We start from the raw sequence: 21,777 nt of genomic DNA on the forward strand, positions 1-21,777 counted from the left end.
CTGCTTATTTCCCGGTTTCAGTTTTCGAGGCCGGGAACCGCAATATCTAGAGCCTGTGGATCAAGCCGGACGTGAACGGTTCGCGCAGTTCCGATCGCGTCACCATCAACCTGAATCACCTGGGGTGATTGAGCGGCGACGGATGCGCCCTCTGCCTGCCTGAACTGAATCTTGCCGGTGGAAACCGGAAGATTCATGGTCTTCACACCCAGTCCCTGTCCCATGATCTTCAAGGACAGGTCCGCCCAGCCCAGCACACCAGCTTCCGTGTTGACGGCAATGACATCAATCAGCCCGTCATCGACGCGAGCACCCGGTGCCAAGGTGATGAATGGAAGTTCCCCGCAGTTCGCAAACATGACAGTGCGCGAATGAACCCACGTGAGAACTGATTCGGGCTGATCAGGGACGCTGACCCCGCTGATCGTTGCGGATTCGTCAACGACGCGAGAGTGCTCATCATCTCCGGGAGCATCCCCGACAGGATCATCGATCGGTTTCGGGTTGCGGAGCATCAAGCGCAGTCGTGTTCCTTCCTTCGCGATTGCTCCGAGGGCTGCTACCACATAGGCAACCCATCCAACCTTCTTCTTCAGTTCTGAATCGGTCGCAGCCATCGTTTCGCCGTCGAAGCCAAGACCGGCGATGACGACAAACGAATACTCGTCCGTTCCCGGCAGATTCTGAGCGCGGTGCGCCAGTGAGGAGTCCGCCTGATCGAGTGATGGCGGAGTATCAGTGTCAACTCTGTTCTTCGTCAGAGCCGCCCGCACCAGCATTCCCTCCGCGGGAATCTCGGAAGGTGTGTCGACGTTGTCGACGCGCAACCACCCGCAGTCAAGCGCCCGGTGGTTTTCTCCCAGAGCAATGCGCATCGCTTGAGCTGAATCGTCGATCGGAATTCCTAGGTTACGGGCCAGAATGTTGCCGGTGCCGGCGGGAATAATGCCCATACGCACACCCGACCCAGCAACGCCCGCGGCCACAGCGCGCACCGTGCCGTCACCACCGGAAGCAATGATGACGGATGCGCCCTGCGCCAAAGCGTCAATTGCTTGACCGGTGCCGGGGTCTTCCGCGGTTGTTTCACGCCAATGCACGTGGTCAATGCCCATCTGATGCGCAGCCTGATTGACTTCGGCTTTGAAAGCATCCACATCATCATGCTTGACCGGATTCACGATCACCCACGGACGTGGGCGACCGCGCTCGGGATCGAAAGCGGAACTGGGGGTGAGCATCGCATCTTTGCGCAGTTGCAAGCGTGCTTGACGCGTCTGATACCAACGCCAGAGCCACAGGCCACCAAAGAGAACGAACGCAAGCGTAAGAATGCCCACCACAATCCAGATCATCATGCATCCAAGACTATCCATCGAACGCTTTTCGCGTCCCGCCAGAAAACAAAATTGGTGGATAAATCAAATCCGCAATCCATCGCTGTGGAAACGCCTGTCCACATCCGGAGCCTGTTCACTTGCGTTATCCACACAAGCGCTGGTCGTGAATAACGCCAGGCCGAACCCTGCCCTAAGATTGGAAGCATGATTGATGTTCGCGCACTTCGTGAAAACCCTGAGCCCGCCCGTGCCTCCCAGCGCGCACGCGGTGGCGATGTTGAACTCGTCGACCGCATCCTTGAAGCTGATGCACTGCGTCGCACCAGCCTGCAGGATTTCGAGTCCCTTCGATCTACCCAGAAGGAAGTTTCCAAGTCGGTCGGTAAGGCATCCAAGGAAGAGCGCCCTGCGATTCTCGCTCGGGCGAAGGAACTTGCCGAACAGGTGAAGGCTCTCGAAGCCAAGGCGAACGAAGCAGACGCAGACGCTGACCGTCTTGCACGCCTGTTGCCGAACCTCGTCCTCGATGGTGTTCCGGTTGGTGGTGAAGAAGACTTCGTCGTCCTGCGCCACGAAGGCCCCAAGCCACGTGACTTCGCAGCCGAAGGCTTCGAACCCGCAGACCACCTGGCCATTGGTGAAGGCCTCGACGCGATCGACACCAAGCGTGGCGCAAAAGTCTCCGGCGCACGCTTCTACTACCTCAAGGGCATCGGCGCTCGCCTTGAACTCGCCATGATGACAATGGCACTCGACCAGGCCGTCAAGGCTGGTTTTGTCCCGATGATGACCCCGACCCTCGTGACCCCCGCAGTCATGGGCGGTACCGGCTTCCTCAACGAGCACTCGGACGAGATCTACTACCTGCCCGCCGACGACCTGTACCTGACCGGTACGTCCGAAGTGGCGCTCGCGGGCTATCACGCCGACGAGATCCTCGATCTGTCCGACGGTCCGAAGCGTTATCTAGGGTGGTCCACCTGCTACCGTCGCGAAGCCGGTTCTGCAGGCAAGGACACACGTGGCATCATCCGCGTCCATCAGTTCAACAAGGCTGAAATGTTCTCCTACTGCCGCCCCGAGCAGGCTGAAGAAGAGCACCAGCGCTTCCTGGCATGGGAAGAAGAGATGCTCCGCAAGGTTGAGCTTCCCTACCGCGTCATTGACACGGCTGCCGGCGACCTCGGCACCTCGGCTGCACGCAAGTTCGACTGCGAAGCATGGTTGCCGACCCAGGAACGCTACATGGAGGTCACGTCGACCTCGAACTGCACCACTTTCCAGGCACGTCGCCTGGGCATTCGTGAGCGCCGCGAAAATGGCATGGCCCCAGTGGCAACGCTGAATGGCACTCTTGCCACCACTCGCTGGCTGGTTTCGATCCTCGAAAATCACCAGCAGGCAGACGGCTCGGTCTACGTTCCCGAAGCAATGCGTCCGTACCTAGGCGGTCTGGAAGTGCTCGAGCCTGTCAAGTGACATCGCATGGCTGAAACTTCCAACGCGCCCATCGTTAACCTTGTGTCCCCGCCCCCATCGGGTGAGGCACCGATCCAGTTTGAATCACTGGTCGAATCGGCATTTCAGGCGTTGCCTGAATCGATGCCGACGGATCCGAAGAAGATCCTGATCGGTCTTGACCTTGATGGAACGGTGCTCTTACCGACGGGGGCGTCGGCGCGTGTGCGCGCAGCAATCGGCGCTGCTGAAGATGCGGGGATGAACGTCGTTATTGCGACGGGGCGTTCGTTGGAAGCGACGCAGCCGGTGCTTGAGCAACTGGGGGATCCTCGTGCGTGGGCGCTCTGCTCGAACGGTGCTATCCGCGTTCACTTTTCTGACGCGTATGTTTCTGGCGCATTGTCTGCTGACATTTCCACTTTTGATCCGTCGACCTTGGTTGACCAGGTTGGTCAGGGGATGCCGAATGCTCTGATCGGTGTGGAAATTCCTGGAATGTTCCTCATCTCCGGCCTTTTTCCACCCGGGGAACTGATCGAAGAATTCTCCGTGAAACCGGTCGAGGACCTCAAGGTAGCTGACGCGATTAAGGTTGTTATTCGTGAACCAGCGATGAACCGTGAAGAGTTTGAAACTGCTTTGACCAATGCGGGAGTTATTGGGAACTGGGAATGCTCGATCGGTTGGACCAGTTGGGCTGACGTTCTTCCCCTGGGAGTAACGAAAGCCAGCGGGCTTGAAACTCTGAGCGCCGACTTGGGTGTTCCCTTTGAAGGCACTGTCGCGATCGGTGATGGCACGAATGATGTTCCCATGATTGAGTGGGCAAACTTCGGCGTTGTCATGGGTGGCGCCGATGATAATGTGAAAAAATCCGGTGATTTTGTCACGGGAGCCGTCGAAAACGATGGTGCAGCGGCCATCATTTGTGCACTTCTTCGTCATTGTGGGCAAACCCTTACGGACATTTGAGTCAGTGATAGCGTGACGTCGATAACGCGTGAAACAATTTCGACACGTCAACGATGACAAGTGGAGGACTAAACGCATGAGCGCTGCAGTTCAAGAGCTGATTGAAAACGGCCAGACCGCGCTGGGCATCGAGCTCGGCTCAACTCGAATTAAGGCCGTTCTTATTGGCCCCGACCACGAGGTTCTGGCGACGGGTGGTCATTCGTGGGAGAACCAGATTGTCGACGGCCTCTGGTCATACAGTCTTTCCGCCGTCAAAGAAGGCTTGTGTGATGCCTATGCGACGCTGGTTGCGCAGGTGAAGGAACGCTACGGTGTTGTTCCCACGACCTACGGTTCGCTGGGTATTTCGGCGATGATGCATGGCTATCTTGCGTTTGATGCCGATGGCAAGCAGCTTGCTCCGTTTAGGACGTGGCGTAACACGAACACGGGTCGCGCCGCGGCCGAGCTGATCGATGCGTTCCACTTCAACATTCCGCTTCGCTGGTCGATTGCTCATCTTCATCAGGCGGTCATTGATGAAGAGATGCACGTTCCTCAGATTGCGTCGATCAATACTCTGTCTGGTTGGGTGCATGAGCAACTGACTGGTCGTCATGTTCTGGGTATTGGTGACGCGTCGGGTATGTTCCCGATTGATTCGGTTGCCGGTGATTTTGATGCGTCGATGGTTGCTGCCTACGACGAGTTGGTTGCTCCGCGTCATCTGCCGTGGCGGTTGTCCGACCTGCTTCCGACGGTTTTGAGTGCTGGCGAAGATGCGGGTGTCCTGACCGAGGAAGGCGCGCTGTTGCTTGACCCGACGGGCACACTCCGCCCGGGTATTGCGATGTGTCCGCCTGAAGGTGACGCCGGTACGGGCATGGTGGCGACGAATTCGGTGGCTCAGCGTACGGGTAACATTTCGTGTGGCACCTCCGTGTTCCTCATGATCGTGCTGGAGAAGGCGTTGAAACGCCTGCACACTGAGGTCGATATGGTGACGACTCCCGACGGTTCGCCCGTGGCGATGGTTCACTCGAATAACGGTTCGTCCGAGTTGGATGAGTGGGTCGGCATGTTCGTCGAGTTTGCGAAGCTTGCGGGCATGGATATGAAGGTTTCTGACGTGTATGACCTTTTGTACTTCAACGCGCTGAAGGGTGATGCCGATGGTGCGGGACTGCTGGCGTACAACACGTTGTCCGCAGAGCCGATCATGGGCTTGGAAGGCGGTCGCCCGCTGTTCACTCACACCCCGGATGCCACGTTCACCTTAGCGAATGCGTTCCGCGTTCAGCTGATGAGCGTCTTCGCGGCCGTCCGTATTGGACTCGACATTCTTGCCGATGAAGGGGTCGGGCTGGACAAGGTTTTCGCTCACGGTGGTCTGTTCAAGACGCCGGGTGTGGCGCAGAAGATCCTCGCGGATTCGCTGGGGATTGCGGCGTCCGTTGGTGAAACCGCTGGCGAGGGTGGCGCGTGGGGTATCGCGGTGCTCGCTCAGTTCATGAAGTCGCGCGGTGAAGGTGAGACTCTTCCCGAATATCTTGATTCCAAGGTGTTCGCGAACGCCCAGGCTACCGTCATCGACGCGGATCCCGATGATGCTAAGGCGTACGAGAAGTTCTTGGAACGCTTCAAGGCTGCTCTTCCGGCTGTTCAGGCTGCCGCGGATAATAGCTGAGTTTTTCCGGGCACTTCCAGGTGCCAGTGTCGCTTGCGGCCCCGGCCTCGTGAATAATAATGACGAGGCCGGGATCATCTGCATTGTCGCACCGCGCTTGAGTGTGCCCGATTGGACTAGCGCCGAACCGGACGCGGAATAACGCTGGCGGGCGTGCTACCGCTACGATTTGGACTATGGGTAAAGCAAGCCGCCGCAAGAAGGTAACAAATCCTGCCGCTCGTCCGGCATTCCGCGCTCCGATTCCGTTCGTTGCCCGCCCTTACGAGGGCCTCAAGGGTGAGGTTGAACTGGTCGCCATGCGCGAGATCCTCCCGTGCGCCATCATGAGCGCATGCACTAACGCTGAGCATGGCGCGGTCGAATTCGATTTCGTCACTCTGCTCCCGGACGGTCATCCCGCGATGGTGCGTGGCGATGGTCGAATTCTGGTTGCAGCTCAGACTCGTTTCAACTCGGCCGACCTGTCACACGACGCTGGCGCTGCAATTCTCGCAGCGATTGCAGCCAAGGCTGACGGCGTCGAGGGCGTTATTGACATTGATGTGCGCGAACCTTCCGATCGTCTCCAGGACATCCTAGATCCGGAAGGCTTCGGCGAAATGAGCCTCGAAGAAAACTTCCACTTCTGGCTGAACCCGGAAGAGGAAATGGACGAGCAGACCACTCGTGCGCTTGAAGAAAACCGCGACGAGGTCATCCCAACCGTCGCAGTTCCTGGTGTTACCGGTATGTTCTGGTGCGAGATGAACCGTAACTTCGTGCGCTACGTGACCGACGTGGAAGAGTCCGCGCTGTTTACCGGCTTGGCTCGCCTGCAGGCGGCTGGCAAGGCTCGCATGGGCGAGGGCTCGCGCTTCGTAGGGGCGTTCCGTGCATGTGGCATCGCAATCCCGGTCTTCGAACTTGCCGAGGGTGCGACCGCTGATGACATCGCCGAAGACGCAGCAACCCTGGCAACTGAGCTTGAAAAGGCTCTTGCCGTGAAGGAGCCACTGACCGCTGATGAGCGTCGTGCTCGCCAGGGCATGGTCTCGCGTCAGGTGACGATCCGCTGATTGATGGTGTGAGTCGCTGACAAGCGTATGGTGCCCTGCTTGGGATCCTCCCAAGCAGGGCACCCAAGTTTTACGGTTGAAATCCTTGAACGGCTAGGCGTCAGTGAGTTCCCGATCACGTGCAACGCATGGGTAGGGGATTCCAACACCCTGGCGAGCATTCGCATACGGGTGCGGGTGATGGTGGCGCGCTTTTACGCGACCGAATACCGTGCGAATTGAAGCGATCGTCGTATCGGTGAAGCGCGTACGCGGGTTCAAATCGCCGAATGATTTATCGGCACCTGTGCGTTCGAAACTGCAGGGAATCTCAATGATCGACAAGCCCGCGTTGAGCACATCAATCGTCATCGCAATTTCCAAGCCGTACCCGTTCATAAAGGGCATAGCTGCCGTGATTCCCTCGCGTGTCACGCAACGCACGGACGCAAGCGGGTAAGCGGGTTCCCAGCCGGTTGCGCGTCGAATAACGCGACGCGCCAACCGCGCGGCCCGTCCCAATTTCGACGTGAGGCTCATTCCTACGGGAATAGAACACGCGCAGTCGGCTTCACCGTTCATCACGGACTCAACAAGCGCAGTAGCCTCAACCGCCGAATCTCCCAAGTCAGCGTTCAGAACAAGAAGAAGGCGCGCAGGCCAATCCGCCCGATCGCGCATCGCGGCCACTTTGACGCCAGTCTCGATGGCGGATGCGCGGCCTCGTTCCACAGAATGGCGGACGACGACTGCACCGGCGGCGCGGGCGGCAGCTCCCGTGTTGTCATCGGACCCATCGTCGACGACGATCAGCAGATCGACGCCGGGGATGGCTCGGCATGCGCGCACAGTACCGGCAACATCGTGGCCAACATTGTGGGCTGGGATGATGGCTGCCACTCGTTGAGGGGCGACGTTTGACCGTGCTGGCAGACTGGGAGGATTCACCCTTACAGTGTAAAACACTGGCAAAGTCTGTTAGGACAGTTGTTCACGTGGTGACCCGCTAGTGTGCTGAACGCAAACGCAACGAATTCAACACAACGAACACGGATGAGAACGCCATTGCAGCCGACGCAAGCATGGGGTTCAGCAGGCCGGCGATTGCCAGCGGAATCATTGCAACGTTGTAGGCAAATGCCCAGAACAGATTGCCCTTAATGATGCGCAGGGTACGGCGCGAAATGCGGATGGCAGTGGCTGCGCTGGTCAAGTCGGAATTGACCAACGTAACGTCGGCGACCTCGATCGCAACATCGGTCCCTGATCCCATAGCGATCCCCAGGCCATGGGTGCCCGCCTGAGCAAGTGCCGCAGCGTCGTTTATGCCGTCGCCAACCATGGCGACAACGCGTCCCTCATCCTGCAATCCCTTGATGATGTCGAACTTCTTTTCCGGCATAACCTGCGAAATAACGCGCGAAATACCAACTTGCTGAGCAACATGTTGAGCGGCTGCCTCGTTGTCTCCGGTCAGTAGGATCGGCTCAATACCCAATCCCTTGAACTGCTCGATTGCGGTCTTAGACGTGTCCTTCACGGTGTCACGAACAACCAGAACACCGTACGCGTAGCCTTCAATACGCTCCGGCAGGATCCTCTGAGCGGAGGTCGTCTTCTCTTCGGTGTTCGCTGACATCGACGTCTCTGACGCAGATACGTCGGTTCGCCAAAGCACGGTTCCTTGGTATCCCGCGTTGTTGACGATGGTTTCGAGTTCTTCATCCGTGTGCGGTTTGGTCAGCGTGATCGTCGCGGACTCGGTCGCAAGGTTCACCGAGGCACTGACACCGTCGAGTGTGCCGAGCTTCCTCTCGACCCTGCGCACACACGACGCGCACGTCATGCCCTGGACGTTCATAGTGATCGTGGCCAGAGGAGCGGGCGCGGTCAAGCCGGGGATGTCAAGCGAAGTTTCTGCCGACTCGGAGGTGGAAGAGTCGGCCACCGATTCTACTGCGGTGGCTGAGTGAGCGTGGCCGGCCTCGTTGGAATCACTCCACTGGCCAGTCTGGGCGATCATGATTGCGGTCGCGCCACTTGCTTCGGCGGTGGCAACTGCAGACTCGACCTCGTACGGAATGGTGACGCCCAGGGAATCCAGCCATGACGCGCGTCCAACCAACACCAGCGAATCGCCACCGGAAGGGGTGTCTACCAGCGCAGATACACCAAGTCCTGCGTGGTTCGAGAATCCGCGAATCGACGAGGGCGCGACTCCCCGCGCGCTCGCACCGCTGACAATGGCGCGAGCAATAGGGTGCTCGGACGCAGACTCAACCGCGGCAGCAAGGCTGAGGATTATATCTTCCGATAGCCGGTCGCCGTTCGACTCTGGTGGAGCAACGATGCTTTCCAGCGACATCTTGCCGGTGGTGACGGTGCCGGTCTTATCCAGAACGATCGTGTCGATCGTTCGCGTCTGCTCCAGCGTTTCGGCGGATTTGATGACGATACCCAGCTGGGATGCGCGACCGGATCCCACCATAAGAGCGGTCGGAGTCGCCAAGCCGAGTGCGCATGGGCAGGCGACAACCAGCACGGCAACGCCGGCGGTGAAGGCTGCTTGCAGGGATGCTCCAGCGATCAGCCAGCCGATCAAAGTCGCCAGTGCGATGCCGATGACGACCGGAACGAAGACTCCGGAAAGACGGTCGGCAAGTCGCTGAACAGGGGCTTTACTGGCCTGCGCTTGGCTCACCATCGCGCCGATGCGAGCAAAAGTAGTGTCGGCTCCGACTCGGGTTGCCTTGACCGCGAGGGTGCCCCACGTGTTGATCGTCGCGCCGGTGACCTCGTCGCCCACGCTGATATCTTCGGGCACAGATTCGCCGGTTAGCAAGGAAGTGTCGAGTGCGGACTGGCCTTCAACAACGATGCCGTCCGTGGCCACCTTCTCGCCGGGCCGAACAATGAACATGTCGCCGACCTGCAAAGATGCTGCCGGAACAACCACTTCGTGACGCTCGCCGGTGGCGGGATCGACTTCGATCTTCGTCGCTTCCTTTGCGCCGAATTCAAGCAGCGCTCGCAGTGCGTTGCCGGCGCGGTATCGGGCGCGCGCTTCCATCCACCGTCCGGTCAGAAGGAAGACGGTGATCGTGCAGGCGCCCTCGAAATAGATTTCCGCGTGATGTGTGGCCGTGGCTGCGCGTGGGAAGAGAGTCATCGACATGCGCATGCCGAGTTCGCCTGCACCACCGAAGAGGAGAGCCCACCAGCTCCACAGGGAGGACGCAGTGACGCCCAGTGCCACCAGGGTGTCCATCGTTGTTGATCCGTGGCGTCCAGCCGCAAAGGCTGCCTTGTGGAAGGCCCATGCACCCCAGGTGGTGACGGGGATCGATGCAATGGCGACAACCCACTGCCAGCCGACGAACTGCCAGGTGGGCAGCATCGACAAAAGCATGGCGATCAGCCAGAAGGGGATGCAGATGATCAGTCGGCGCTTGAGATCCTGCGCATGAACTTTGATGCCTTCGCCGATGTGGGTTGTGCCCTCGGATTCATAGGAGTCGGAAACGGGGGCGACGGACTGAAGAGTGGAGAATGTAGACACGGTTGTCTTTCCTTGTCCGCTTGTCGGGACGTGCCACGAAGGCTGAGTGTGTGGGCATGCCGACTGGTGGCGTGCCTGCAGGCGGTCGTGGGTGTCCGGGCGCGGAAGGGAGGTGGTCGAGGACGTGGCGCGTTATGTTGGGCCACGTGCCGGCCAGTTTTGAGGTACGAGGCCGGGCGCGGGCGATGCCCGCGCCCGAGGGTCTCAGAAGTCGCGGGTGATGCCGACCAGCTCGAAGCCTGCTTCGGACACGGCTTCACGCAGGGCGTCATCGTCAAGGGCAACGTCGGACACGAGGGTGACCTTGGAGGTGGCACCGGAGTTGAGGATGACGTCAACGTTCTTCACGCCGGCAACATCGGATAGTTCCTCGGTGACGGACTGGACGCAGTGTCCGCAGGTCAGGCCATTAACGGCGAGTTCAACGGTGCGATCGATTTCCATGGTCATGCTGTTCTCCTTGTTGTGGCTGGATCGTGCAAAGTAGGTGGTTCAGGACTTGATGAGTCGGGCGATTGCCTTGGTGGCCTCTTCAATCTTTTCGTGCGCGGCTTCGTCGGATTCTTTGGCGGCGTGGACGACGCAGTGGTTCATGTGGTCTTCCAGCAGGCCGATGGCAACAGAATCGAGCGCTGATTGAACGGCGGACATCTGCGTAATGATGTCGATGCAGTACTCGTTTTCGCTGACCATGCGCTGGAGTCCGCGAACCTGTCCTTCAATACGGCGGAGTCTGGCCAGATAACGGTCAGTGGAGGCTGAATATCCGTATGCCATAGGTTGCCTTTCCTGCTTGTCCTTCTGAAACGAAGATACCCCTAGGGGGTATGGGTGTCAATGGCTGAAATCTGCCACGGTACGTGTGGAACTCAGGGAACAGGCAAATGAACAGGGGGTGTCCCTGATTGCGCCTTTCGCTGACCGCACTACGCTTGAAAGACAAGGAACCGCGAGGAAAGGAGAAGCCATGGCGCGTCGTCGTACACCACGCATCTATGCGCCTCGCCGTGTTCCCCAGTCGTTTTCTCCCGCTTACACCGCCATGCGCCTGATTCCTTTGGCTCCAGCACTCCTTGCCTCCGTGGCATTAAGCCTCGTCTCAGAAGCTCCCGCCCTCTCTGAAGAGATGCGACAAAAAGCTCGCCACGCCTCTCAATCGATGGGCGCCGATTCATCGGAGCGCTCGCAACGCCTTTTCTTCGACGAACCCGGTCTTGATACGCTCTTCGTCCGCTTCCTCGCCGGTAGTGCGCAGGCTGTTTCCCACGTGGCAAAGACGGTGATGCGTGCTCGTATCGCCCTTGAACCCGACAGTCCAATGGGGAAACGAGCAGCTCAAGCACTTCCTCTTGTTCCCAAACGCGCATACGACACATTGATGACCGGAATGCTGTCGATCGGAACGGCCGTGGGCTACATTCATTCCGGCCCTGTTCACGCCCAAGTGATCGCAGATTCAGCCGAAGCCTCGTCCATTGATCCCCCAGCCGGACACGCCACAGCTGCACTTCGTCGCTGGCAAGCCCCCCAGAGTCTGAGTGATCTATGCGTCGATATCGACGACATGTACTGGTCGATGACCGACGGGCACACGGTGAAAATAACCCGCGTCGGCGAAGGAGAAGCCCGCAGATGGCTGGTATCCCTGCCTGGAACGGCGCGTATGGACTTCGAATCGAACGCGAATCCGGCGGATATGGAATCAAACATCCGCGAAATGATCGGTATCGAATCGAATATGCGCAGTGGGCTTGTCATGGCGATCCACGATGCAATGAAACGCGATGGCCTTAACCCGGAAGAGTACGCAACGGAACCGGTGCTGATCTGCGGTCATTCGCAGGGGGGATTGATTGCGACCGTGTTGGCGTCGATGAATCCCAAGATGGCCGGCCTAGATGTGCAAGCAATCCTGGCGACGGGAGCACCGGCGCGCAGGTATCGGATTCGCCCGGACGTCACCATGGTGTCGCTGGCTCACGACCAGGACGTTATCCCGTCGATGGATGGAACTCCGGCGCGTCAGGTCGATCACCGAGTCGTGATCGGTCGTAAGTTGGTGCGACCGCGTCGCCAGCCTCTCTATTACGCCCATTCGTCGGCAACGTACACCGAAACAGTGCGCTATTTGGAGCGCATGGTGAAGGTCAATCCGTGGGGTCGAACCGCGTCCGCTGTTGCTGCACTGCAGGATTTTCTTCCTCAAGATGACGAGGTCACGCGCGTCATGTTTTACGAAATCTGGCAGGACGTCACAACGCCGACCTCTTTTGAGACATTCGACCCGGTGGCAACGCTTGCAAAAGACGATTCCGTCACTCCCGTGGAATTCGATGTTTCTTGGCCACCCTCCTCATCGTGCGCCACCGTCTCAGTTGCATCCAGTGACTCCGATGAAGGGGCGCTCTCCACATCGACTCTGAATGACTTCCCCTCCCTGGAAAGGACACCCAATGACGAGTGAATCCACAGGCTCAGAATTGTCCGAAATCGGACGGAGGATGCGGATGGCTGCCATGTCACGCCAGAGGATACCTTCAGCCGGCAACGGCAAGAATTCACAGATTCCGCAGATCGGAAGCCCTCTGATGATCGGGGTCTTAGGCCTTGGCGCGTTGGGTGCAGGTATCGCCTTTCGTGCAATGAAGCCGACACGTCGACGAGGCCGATCAGACCGTTTTGAAACTCTGATCGAAGCGGGGATCGATGATGTTCTCACTGAAAAATACTGGAAAGACATTCACTTCGATGTGTCGGTGAACGTAGGGGAAGGCTTCGGGAAACCGGCGCTGGTGACCTTCGATATCACGCTTGATACCGACGGAGCGCAATGCCAAGAAGATGACTTGAGAGAGATTCTTGATGGGGCGACCCACGCTGTCTGGGACAATGGTGAACTAGCTCCACTCGCTATCCGTGGTCGTATTATGGCGCAGATTCTAGCCGATGCCGACTGTGACACAGAGGGGCAGGCAGACAAGAACTGTATATCCGCAGATGCTCTGGACATGAGCGAAACGGGTGCGGCCTCGTCGATAGTGATGGCGGATATGACGCTACTGGGATTCGAAGACGGAACCGCTCGACCCACCGACCTGTTCGAGCGATACGGTGCTCCCGCGTCGGATCGGAACTGGCGCCCGTAACAACGAAATTCGGTTTCTCCATGGTCTGATGGACAATAGTGGAGTGCGCGGAGCACAACGGACTATCAGATCGGGGGTCGGAATGACTGCTCACCAGGAACACAATGGAGCGTGGTGGCGCGGTGCGGTCGCATATCAGGTCTATGTCCGCTCATTTCGTGACTCGAACGGCGACGGGATTGGTGACCTGCCGGGGGTTACGCAGTCGCTGGACGATCTGGCGAAGCTGGGCGTTAACGCGATTTGGCTGAACCCCTGCTATCTATCTCCGCAACACGACCACGGCTACGACATTGCGGATTATCGTCAGATTTTGCCCGACTATGGAACTCTGGCCGATTTCGATCAGCTGGTCGCGCACGCTCACACGCGGGATATTCGCGTGCTGATGGATATCGTCCCCAACCACTGTTCCAGCGAACACCAGTGGTTCATCGACGCTATTTCCGCAGGTCCCGGCTCACCCGAACGCGATCGTTTTATCTTTGCCGACGGGGAAGGTGACGGGAGTCAGCCACCGAATGACTGGCCGTCGGTTTTTGGTGGCTCAGCCTGGGATCGCTTAGACGATGGGACCGAAAATCCTCAGTGGTATCTGCATCTCTTTGATTCCACGCAACCTGATTTCAACTGGCGCAACCCGGATGTCCGCACCGAATTCCTCGATATTCTGCGATTCTGGTTTGACCGTGGAGTCGACGGGTTCCGTATCGATGTTGCACACGGCATGGTGAAGTCCCTTCCGATTCCGCGCGGTACGCACGCGGACCAATCGGGTTTGTGGACCCAGCCGGAGCTCTTCGAAATCTATAGCCAGTGGCGTCAGCTTGCCGAATCCTACGATCCGCCGAAGTATTTTGTCGGCGAAGCGTGGGTCAATGATCCCGAGGTTTTCACTCGTTTTACAGCTCCTGGGCATCTTCAGCAGTCATTTGCGTTTGACCTGCTGGTTCAGCCTTGGTTTGCGTATAGGTTGCGTCGCTCGATTGAGCAATCCTTCGCGGTTGCCGGGCAAGAAGATGGGCCCGCGTGGGCGTTGGCGAACCATGATGTTCACCGCCTGGTTACCCGCTTGGGTCAGGAACGCATCGACAAAGACCCCGATCCTTTCGACATGCTGGCAGATGCCCGTCGAGATACTCCCGTGAATACTGCGCTGGGCAAGCGTCGTGCGCGCGCAGCAACCGCGTTGCTTTTCGCTCTGCCGGGAACGGTCTACGTGTATCAGGGTGAAGAACTCGGACTTCCAGAAGTACTCGATCTTCCCGATTGGGCCAGGCAAGACCCGATGTGGATTCGCACGAATGGCCAGCAACGAGGCCGCGATGGCTGTCGCGTCCCCCTGCCGTGGAAGAAGCGCGGATCGTCAATGGGTTTTGGACCCGAGGGGGCTTCTGCTCCGTGGCTACCTCAACCTGAAGAATTCCGAGCGTGGGCACGTGACGAACAAGGTGAGGATCCAACATCAATGCTGTCTTTGTACATGCGATTGGGTGGACTTCGACGCCAACTTGTTGGGTCAGCGCACCGTGTGCACTGGGCTGATCAGGTTCCCGAAGAAGTTCTGGCGTTCAGCGCGGGAAGACTGTTCTGCGCGACGAATACAGGTGGAGAAGATGTTGAGGTCCAGGTCCCTCAAGGTGCCCAGATACTCCTGAATACTGCGGTTGCCGACTGTGACGTGCACCTGTTGGATAACGGAATGTCACTGGCAGATGGCACCGATTTTGATTCTCGCACGTGGTGTTTGCCCGCCGACTCAACATCCTGGTGGTCACTGAATGGGGGTGCTGACACTGAGTGAACAGAGAACACGGTCGCGCCGGCCTTTTAATGCGAAATACATTCCCAACCTGCACTTCTTGACGCAACCGTCTTTTGTTGCCGTCGATTTCGAAACTGCTAATCGCGGTGGCGGAGTCTCCGCCTGCCAGGTGGCATTGGTGAAAATGGAAGACGGGCAGGTGACTGACGAATTCTCGACCTTCATTCAGCCCCCGCAGGGTTATAGCCGCTTCGAATTCACATGGCTTCACGGAATCGGCCCGCGTCAAGTAGCGACGGCTCCAATGTGGGATCAGATCGCTGACCAGATCGCACGCTTCGTTGGCGATCTCCCCGTCTACGCTCATAACGCGATGTTTGACGCTCGAGTCTGGAAAGACTTGGACGACTACTTTGGGACACTTTCTTTGCCCCACCATTTTTTCTGCTCGTATTTGACGGCACGACGAATGCTTCCGGGCCTCGAAAATTACGCGTTGCCGACTGTTCTTCACGAATGTGATCCGACCTTTAGTCTGAATCACCACGAAGCGGGTTCCGATGCTCACGCTTGTGCGCGAATCGTCAGGCACCTTGCGTCCCGCGATGATCTGCACGGCGCTCTTGCCCCCTGAAAACAGCCTTCAGCCAGCGCATTCTTAGATGGGGCACCTGCTCAAGGTGTCTTTTACCGTGCTCTTCGAACCGACCCACACGGCAATGCGATGATCGATCGACTCAAGCAACTTGAAGGCATCATGCATGCGCGCGTCAATGTCGTCGTCTAACAGGAACTCCATGTGCGCAACGCGGTTACGCAGATTGTGGAGGCGCGCCACCCTTCCGTAGGTGATTGACCCGTCGGGGTCCTTCTCATTCGGGAAAGCGTGAATCAGACACTGTCTCCACAACACGCGACGATGCTTCTCTGCCTCCAAGCTGGCCAAATCTGACGGCGTGATTGTCCCATGATGAGGAAGAAGATCCGCCCACATTCCAAACATGACGCAGGACAGGACGTCATCATGCGATGGCTGGTCTTTGCGAGAGTGAGCCTTCGGTTTTTGTTTAGATTCCTTATTCGCCCAGTTCAACGCTTGGCTTCGCTTTGAAGCAGAGAGCTTATCGAGCGGGGGAGCTGGATCCTCAAGAAGCCAACTGGTCGCTTCAGGGTCCTGTTTGCGGTTCCACGCCTGAAGTTGCCGATCCATCGCGTTGCGAACAAAAACTTCGGTCATCCCCAGAATGAAGTGAACATCGGACGCCAGTTCGGCGTGCCAACAGTATAGTTCCAGGCTTTTGGGAATGTCCCCTCCCGTGCGCTTCAAATACGGCTTGAGCCTGGCCATGGAAATGTGGCTCACTAGGAGTTCTTGCTGCGACACTGTCATAAATTGATGGTGTCAATCAGTGCAACGCCTGGCAAGTGGTTTCGTCGCAGTGTTGTGTTTCGATACCGAACCTTCAAGTGGACGTGCGCGCCGCCGGTGCAAGCGCCTGGTTTAGGCTGGCGTGATGAAAACCCGAGTTGATGCCATTGCAATGCTGGCCCTGATCTGTGTGACCGCGATCTGGGGCTCGACGTTCTTCATCATCAAGGGGATCCTGACGGCGATTCCGACGCTGGACTTCCTGGGCGTCCGCTTCTTCATTGCAGCGCTGGTGATTTTTGTTTTACGAGGCCGCACACTTCTGCGAGCTCCTGTCACCACGTGGAAGCGCGGATTGATGGCGGGCACGGTCTTCGCCGTGGCGCAAATCGTGCAGACGATTGGCCTGGAGACGGCAGATGCGTCGGTGTCCGGTTTTATTACGGGCATGTACGTGATCCTGACGCCACTGTTGCTTTTCATCGCGTTCCGGACGCCGATTTCAAAACCCGTCGTGTTTGCGCTGGTCTTGGCGTTTACTGGACTGTCGATTTTGTCTCTGAACGGTTTGAGCGTCGGGCTTGGTGAGGGACTGACCTTCATTTCGGCTGTGTTGTTTGCCGTTCATATTGTGCTTCTTGATCAGTGGGCTGGTCAGGAATCCGGTCTTGATTTGGCAGCCATTCAGCTGATTGCTCTTGGTGTGATCTGTGGTGTTTCAGCCTTGCCAGGTGGAATCGTCCTGCCGTCGGGAATCAACGGCTGGGCGGTCATGATCTACATGGCGGTCATTGCCGGCATCGTAACTGTGGGACTTCAAACATGGGCGCAGTCAAGAATTCCTGCGACTAGTGCCGCGGTCATTATGACGACGGAGCCCGTGTTCGCAGCGATCTTCGCGATCCTCTTTGGTGGTGAGCATTTGACGTGGCGACTGTTCGCAGGTGGTTCGCTGGTGGTGGGCGCGATGCTCTTGGCAGAGCTCGCTCCACGGAAGTCTTCGACCGCAGATGGGGGTCTCGTGTCATAATTATGACAACGGCAGATAGCAACGGTGGATACTGGGTTTCAAGCCCTCTACTAGAGAAATAAAATATAAATTAGTAGGCTTTTTGGAATGAATTATAAAATTAATCTAAAAATGCGAAAGTAAAGTAATAGAAAGTAGAATTTTAGGAGGCAAAATCTTATGAAAAAATCCGGCAAATGCCCAAAGTGTGGAAGTGACAATATTTTATTTATACCAGGTAAAGTTGGAGCTTATGGTGCAGGGAATAATATTCCTATAGGTCTAACTACTCTGTCTTCTATTTTAGTAGAAAGATATGTATGTTGTAAATGTGGATTTTCTGAAGAGTGGGTTGATATCTCTGATATTGAGAAGTTGGAGAAGAAATATGGTAAGTGATCTAAGTCTAAAATTATAGGATTAACAGTCCGGCCGAACGACTATAAAACTTAGCTTTTGTAAAAGTTGATATTGCTATAAGATTTTTCACCCGGGAGTGGTGGTCTCGGAAGATTCGAGTTCCGTGTCCTGATTGTTTCGATCGCGCCCAGTCGCTAGCGCATCGATTCAAAGGTCAAGGTGTAAAAGTTTCGGGAGTGAGCAGATTGCTCACTCCCGAAACTAATGCGATCAGTCGGATCAGCGTTCGTCGTTCACCCAGTGTGCCATTTCGGTCGACAGACCGATGTAGGTTGCGGGTGTGAGAGCACAAAGGCGAGCTTCTTCTTTAGCGGGCAACCCAAGGCCGGCGATAAACTCACGCATTTCGGTGGCCCCGACCTCGTGGCCACGGGTCAGCTCCTTCAGGCGCTCGTACGGGTTCGTCATTCCGGTTGCGCCGGCGATCGACGCGGTGCGCATGACCTGCTGAACCGCTTCGCCGAGAACTTCCCAGTTCGCATCCAGGTCGGCAGCCATACGGTTAACGTCAATGTCGACGCCGTCAAGGCCACGAACCAGGTTGAAGAACGCGAGGATCGAGTGCCCAAGGCCAACACCGATATTGCGCTGGGTCGTCGAGTCGGTCAGGTCACGCTGCATACGCGAGGTGACCAGCGTCGATGCCAAGGAATCGAGCAGTGCGCACGAGACTTCCAGGTTCGCTTCGGCATTCTCGAAGCGAATCGGGTTCACCTTGTGGGGCATAGTCGACGAACCGGTGGAGCCCTGCGCTGCGAGGTTCTGGTGGAAGTAGCCCATCGAAATGTAGGTCCAGCAGTCGGTTGCCAGGTTGTGTGCGATACGTCCGGCGCGCGCAACATCGGAGTAGAGCTCTGCTTGCCAGTCGTGAGATTCGATCTGTGTGGTCAGCGGATTCCAGGTCAGGCCCAAACCTTCGACGAAGTTGCGAGCGAGGACCGGCCAATCAGCGTTCGGGACGGAAACGACGTGCGCTGCCCAAGTTCCCGTGGCGCCGTTGATCTTGCCCAAGTATTCGGTGTTTTCGATGCGTGCCAGCTGACGAGCGAAACGGTGGGCAAACACGGCCATTTCCTTGCCCATGGTGACGGGCGTTGCAGGCTGACCGTGCGTGTGTGCCAGCATCGGAGCGTCTGCGCCGGCTTCAGCGAGGCGCAGCAGTCGAGCCTGCAGTTCGCGGGCGGCGGGCAGCCACACCTGCTCGATGCCAGCCTTGATGGTGAGCGCGTAAGCGAGGTTATTGATGTCTTCCGAGGTGCAGAAAATGTGGACGACCTCGCGCAGGTGCGGAAGCGAGGAATCGGGGCCGAGGACCCCGGTGGCCTTCTCCAGGTGCTCGCGGATCAGATACTCGACGGCCTTCACGTCGTGACGGGTGACGGCCTCGAATTCGCCGAGACGTTTGATGTGGTCGGCGGAAAAATCGCGGGGCAGTGCGCGCAGGTAGTCGCGTTCAGCGTCGGTCAGGGTCGGCGCGCCAGGAAGGACGGTGTTGTCGAGCAGGTGGATCAGCCACTCAATCTCGACGTGTATGCGCGCACGATTCAAGCCGGCTTCGGACAGGTAATTCGCAAGAGGTGCAACGGCTGCGCGGTAGCGGCCGTCAAGCGGAGACAAAGGTTCGCCAGATGCTGCCAGATCGGCGTAACCATGATCGGTAGAGAAAAGGGAAATCCAGTTTGCGCTCATAGTGTCATCTTTTCATGTTGGCGCGTGGTTAAGAAACGGTGTTGCGCAACGAAAGTAATGATGCCGGACATATTCGGGTGCGCGTGAATAGTCAGCGGGACAGTGTATCCGCAGGTCGATAGGGGATGAGGCCACTCAACGTGAGAGGGTCTGACCTTTTGAGGTGCGTCACCCGATGGGGTGTCCCGATGGTGGATACTCTAAAATCTTGGGCGTGACGAACCCCCATACTCCGAGCCCGAGTGCTTTTGAATCCTCCGGTCAATCCGGTGGTGGTTTTCAGTCCGCGCACTCGGACAATGAAGGGGATTCGTCAGTAGGCGCGGCCTCGTCCACCCCATCGGAACCGACGCCAACTCTGACAACTCGACGACGCTTGCAGGGACTCGACGGCATGCGTGGCATCGCAGCGATGTTCGTTCTGGTCTATCACCTGCTCCCGCAGTACGCGAAAGCCGGGTTCGCGGGCGTCGACATTTTCTTCGTCCTATCGGGCTTCCTCATCACCTTGTTGCTGATAGACCGATTGGATTCAACCGGTTCACTTGGGATCGGTCATTTCTGGATTCGACGTTTCAGGCGTCTTGTCCCGGCGGCGGTCACGACGTGTATTGGTGCGGGAATCCTTGCTCTGCTCAGCGGGACGGATGCGCTAGTTGCGCTCCCTCGCCAAGTCGTCGGCGTGCTCACCGGCACGTACAACTGGCTTGAAATCATCTCCGGCGCCTCTTACTTCGAGCAACAGTCGCCACTGCTCCTGACCAACGCATGGTCATTCGCCGTTGAACAGCAGTTCTACGTCATCTGGCCACTGATCCTCCTTCTTCTGGTTCGGCTACCGAAACACCTCAGAATCTGGATCGCTCTTGGAATCGGCGGAGCATCGACCGCATGGCACGCTGTCCTAGTTGGCCAAGACCTTTCGCGCGCATACATGGGAACAGACACTCACCTGTGGGGTCTGATGATCGGCGCGGCCCTCGCATTCGCCGTCCCCAACGCCATGCAAATGGTCGATGAACGCGCCAAACATGCCGGATATATAGGCTTCTTCGGCGTCATCTCATTCTTTGCCACGATGTTCCTGATGACCGTGTTGCCGGAGTCTTTCATGTACCCGTGGGGCATGGTCATCGTGTCTTTGACGACGGCGTTCACTATCCGTGGCTTGCTTCCCGACGTGTCCTACGCCGGGACTGCCCGCCTGCTTCGCAAGGTGCTTGAACTACGTCCCCTGGTGTGGCTGGGAGAACGATCCTACGGAATCTACCTGTGGCATTGGCCGTTGTGGGTGCTCGCTTTCTACGTGGCTCCCCAGATGAGTCTGTCAATGTCGGCAACGCTCGTGTCAGTGGCATCGGTTCTTTTCGCCGCGCTGTCGTACAGGTTTATTGAGACTCCAATTCGTCGCGTCGGCTTCCTTCAGTGGTGCCGTATCGTGTGGTCAGGTTTTCTGACATTCACTGGAAAAGTACGCATCGTCATCGCCGTGATTGTACTGGTGATTGCCTCCCTGTTTGCGGTTGCACTTTGGTTCTCGCCGAATCAGTCGAGCGCTCAAATTGCCATTGAACAGGGAGCAATGTCGGCTCCTGCCAGCGATGCGATGACGTCCGGCTCGCAGTCCGCGGATGCGGCCTCGTCGGGCGACCAGTCGCAGAGCGAGACCCAAAGCGACGCACAGTCTGGCGCACAAAGTGGCGAACCAGAGTTCATCCGCCGCTACGACTACACGCAGCCACAGGTCACTGGCGAAGAAATCACGATTATTGGCGACTCGGTCACCCTGGGTTCTTCGGCTGCGCTCAGCGAAGCATTCCCGGGTGTCTACGTTGATGCCGAGGTCTCGCGTTCTGTTCTTGCTGCTGGTCCCATCATCGATTCTTTGAACGCGCAGGGCTTGCTTCGCGAATACGTCGTCATCTCACTGGCAACGAATAATGTCGTGACAGACGACCAGATTGACGCACTTGTTGCCCAGATCGGGCCAGAGAGAAAGCTCATCCTGGTCACTGCATTCGGTCCTGCTCGCACAACGTGGATCCCACCGTCGAATGACACGATTTGGCGTGCAGCAACGCGCTACCGGAACGTGTTCGCGGCCGATTGGGCGAACCCCATTTCCCGTCACCCCGAGGATCTTGCCGGAGACTCCGTGCACCCGGCAACGGATCAGGGGCACCAGATTTACGTTGAAGCAATCCGGAGTGCTCTGAACGAGGCCCTTCAGATCTCCCTGCGCGACAGTGAAGCGAGTGCCGAAACGGATTCTCAATTCGGAGCACAAGCGGCGTACTGATTCAGCACGTGGCACGTGTTCGACCCGGAGGGGCTCCCACCT

The 21,777-nt window shown here is 57.6% G+C and carries 18 protein-coding genes; 11 read left to right on the forward strand and 7 right to left on the reverse strand.

The features are described 5' to 3' along the window. Window positions 1–17 precede the first annotated feature (17 nt). Window positions 18–1,358: a diacylglycerol/lipid kinase family protein gene (locus tag QP442_RS02145; RefSeq protein WP_103633014.1), complete on the reverse strand. Its 1,341-nt coding sequence runs from the start codon at window positions 1,356–1,358 to the stop codon at window positions 18–20. A 186-nt stretch (window positions 1,359–1,544) separates the two neighbouring features. Here QP442_RS02145 and serS point away from each other — a divergent pair, with 186 nt between their 5' ends. From serS to QP442_RS02165, 4 genes are all read left to right on the forward strand, one after another. Then, on the forward strand, window positions 1,545–2,819 hold the full coding sequence (serS, locus tag QP442_RS02150; protein WP_103632905.1) for a serine--tRNA ligase: 1,275 nt from the start codon (window positions 1,545–1,547) through the stop codon (window positions 2,817–2,819). Between the two features lie 6 nt (window positions 2,820–2,825). Next, a complete protein-coding gene (locus QP442_RS02155) occupies window positions 2,826–3,773 on the forward strand; it encodes an HAD hydrolase family protein (RefSeq protein ID WP_103632906.1) in 948 nt (315 codons plus the stop codon). Between the two features lie 76 nt (window positions 3,774–3,849). Beyond that, the gene (locus QP442_RS02160) at window positions 3,850–5,442 is read left to right on the forward strand and encodes a xylulokinase (RefSeq protein ID WP_103632907.1); all 1,593 of its coding nucleotides are present in this window, start codon (window positions 3,850–3,852) and stop codon (window positions 5,440–5,442) included. A gap of 176 nt (window positions 5,443–5,618) precedes the next feature. Continuing rightward, on the forward strand, window positions 5,619–6,500 hold the full coding sequence (locus tag QP442_RS02165; protein ID WP_103632908.1) for a DUF5926 family protein: 882 nt from the start codon (window positions 5,619–5,621) through the stop codon (window positions 6,498–6,500). Between the two features lie 93 nt (window positions 6,501–6,593). Here QP442_RS02165 and QP442_RS02170 read toward each other — a convergent pair whose 3' ends face one another. From QP442_RS02170 to QP442_RS02185, 4 genes are all read right to left on the reverse strand, one after another. Then, entirely contained in the window at window positions 6,594–7,379 is a 786-nt protein-coding gene (locus QP442_RS02170) for a glycosyltransferase (protein ID WP_006680531.1), read from the reverse strand. Between the two features lie 106 nt (window positions 7,380–7,485). Continuing rightward, window positions 7,486–10,038: a heavy metal translocating P-type ATPase gene (locus QP442_RS02175; RefSeq protein ID WP_103632909.1), complete on the reverse strand. Its 2,553-nt coding sequence runs from the start codon at window positions 10,036–10,038 to the stop codon at window positions 7,486–7,488. A 204-nt stretch (window positions 10,039–10,242) separates the two neighbouring features. Continuing rightward, entirely contained in the window at window positions 10,243–10,488 is a 246-nt protein-coding gene (locus tag QP442_RS02180) for a heavy-metal-associated domain-containing protein (protein WP_103632910.1), read from the reverse strand. A gap of 42 nt (window positions 10,489–10,530) precedes the next feature. Continuing rightward, on the reverse strand, window positions 10,531–10,815 hold the full coding sequence (locus QP442_RS02185; protein WP_103632911.1) for a metal-sensitive transcriptional regulator: 285 nt from the start codon (window positions 10,813–10,815) through the stop codon (window positions 10,531–10,533). A gap of 190 nt (window positions 10,816–11,005) precedes the next feature. Between QP442_RS02185 and QP442_RS02190 the strand changes: the two genes are divergently transcribed. The 4 genes from QP442_RS02190 to QP442_RS02205 all read left to right on the forward strand — a co-directional run bounded on the left by QP442_RS02190 (window position 11,006) and on the right by QP442_RS02205 (window position 15,583). Further along, window positions 11,006–12,502, forward strand: a complete 1,497-nt coding sequence (locus QP442_RS02190; protein ID WP_103632912.1) for an alpha/beta hydrolase — start codon at window positions 11,006–11,008, stop codon at window positions 12,500–12,502. A gap of 43 nt (window positions 12,503–12,545) precedes the next feature. Beyond that, a complete protein-coding gene (locus QP442_RS02195; RefSeq protein ID WP_285069543.1) occupies window positions 12,546–13,184 on the forward strand; it encodes a hypothetical protein in 639 nt (212 codons plus the stop codon). Between the two features lie 82 nt (window positions 13,185–13,266). Next, window positions 13,267–14,988 (forward strand): glycoside hydrolase family 13 protein, encoded by a 1,722-nt coding sequence (locus QP442_RS02200; protein WP_103632914.1) that lies wholly within the window; start codon window positions 13,267–13,269, stop codon window positions 14,986–14,988. A 58-nt stretch (window positions 14,989–15,046) separates the two neighbouring features. Then, window positions 15,047–15,583 carry a 3'-5' exonuclease gene (locus QP442_RS02205; protein WP_219810984.1) on the forward strand — a complete coding sequence of 179 codons (537 nt, stop codon included), beginning with the start codon at window positions 15,047–15,049 and terminating at the stop codon, window positions 15,581–15,583. Between the two features lie 24 nt (window positions 15,584–15,607). Here QP442_RS02205 and QP442_RS02210 read toward each other — a convergent pair whose 3' ends face one another. Then, window positions 15,608–16,339, reverse strand: a complete 732-nt coding sequence (locus QP442_RS02210; protein WP_103632916.1) for a hypothetical protein — start codon at window positions 16,337–16,339, stop codon at window positions 15,608–15,610. A 124-nt stretch (window positions 16,340–16,463) separates the two neighbouring features. Between QP442_RS02210 and QP442_RS02215 the strand changes: the two genes are divergently transcribed. After that, window positions 16,464–17,348, forward strand: a complete 885-nt coding sequence (locus QP442_RS02215) for a DMT family transporter (protein WP_103632917.1) — start codon at window positions 16,464–16,466, stop codon at window positions 17,346–17,348. A gap of 159 nt (window positions 17,349–17,507) precedes the next feature. Next, window positions 17,508–17,726 (forward strand): hypothetical protein, encoded by a 219-nt coding sequence (locus QP442_RS02220; protein ID WP_006680521.1) that lies wholly within the window; start codon window positions 17,508–17,510, stop codon window positions 17,724–17,726. A gap of 240 nt (window positions 17,727–17,966) precedes the next feature. Here the strand turns inward: QP442_RS02220 and purB are convergent, their stop codons facing one another. Continuing rightward, on the reverse strand, window positions 17,967–19,436 hold the full coding sequence (gene purB / locus QP442_RS02225; RefSeq protein ID WP_103632918.1) for an adenylosuccinate lyase: 1,470 nt from the start codon (window positions 19,434–19,436) through the stop codon (window positions 17,967–17,969). A 214-nt stretch (window positions 19,437–19,650) separates the two neighbouring features. Here purB and QP442_RS02230 point away from each other — a divergent pair, with 214 nt between their 5' ends. Beyond that, the gene (locus QP442_RS02230) at window positions 19,651–21,735 is read left to right on the forward strand and encodes an acyltransferase family protein (RefSeq protein ID WP_285067629.1); all 2,085 of its coding nucleotides are present in this window, start codon (window positions 19,651–19,653) and stop codon (window positions 21,733–21,735) included. The last annotated feature ends 42 nt before the right edge of the window (window positions 21,736–21,777 follow it).

It is taken from the genome of Pauljensenia sp. UMB1177 (assembly GCF_030217965.1).
Taxonomy (GTDB): Bacteria; Actinomycetota; Actinomycetes; order Actinomycetales; family Actinomycetaceae; genus Pauljensenia; species Pauljensenia turicensis_A.